The organism is Haloferax sp. Atlit-6N (genome assembly GCF_003383195.1).
GTDB classification, from domain to species: Archaea; Halobacteriota; Halobacteria; order Halobacteriales; family Haloferacaceae; genus Haloferax; species Haloferax gibbonsii.
Window position 1 is genome coordinate 1 of sequence record NZ_QEQJ01000066.1, and the last position, 672, is coordinate 672.

Annotated in this window: 1 pseudogene; it reads left to right on the forward strand. The window is 60.9% G+C overall.

The features are described 5' to 3' along the window. Positions 1–645 (forward strand): annotated as a pseudogene (locus DEQ92_RS21160) (aldehyde ferredoxin oxidoreductase C-terminal domain-containing protein); the annotation flags it as partial. Positions 646–672: the final 27 nt, after the last annotated feature.

The window sequence follows — 672 nt, forward strand, 5'->3', positions numbered from 1 at the left end:
GACCACATTATGAAACAGCAGGGCACGGTCGCAGTGATGGACCTCGCGAACGAGGTGAACGGACTGCCCTCGTATTATTTCTCCGAGCAGTCGTTTGCGGGCGTCGAAGGAATCAATGGGGATGCAGTAGCCGAGAAAAAATACAAGAAGGGAACGTGCTCGTCGTGCGCGTTCGCGTGCAAACTGCCGACGTGAGACGAAGCGCGAGGCGTCGAGACCGAGGGCCCCGAGTTCGAGGTGGCGATGGCGTTCGGATCGAATTCCGGCGTCGACGACATCGTGGACGTGATGCAATCGAACGAGCGCTGTGACGTGTACGGCCTCGACGCGATCTCCGCGGGGAACACGGTCGCGGCGTACCTGGCGGCCAACGACGCCTTCGGAGACACCGAGTTGATCCTCGACTTGCTGGACAAGATCGCTCACCGTGAGGGCGTCGGCGACACACTCGCAGAGGGTATCGGTCGCGTCCACGGTGAGGTGGGCGTCGAGAACTGGTCGGTGAAGAATATGGACTTCGCCGCACACGAGGGGCGCGTTCTGCACGGGCAGGCGCTCTCGTACGCGGTGGCGAACCGGGGCGCAGATCATATGTACGCCACGTTTTATTCGGTCGAGTACCCGCTCGTCCCCGACGACGAAGCCTCGATTCATGTATGAGGTGCATAATCT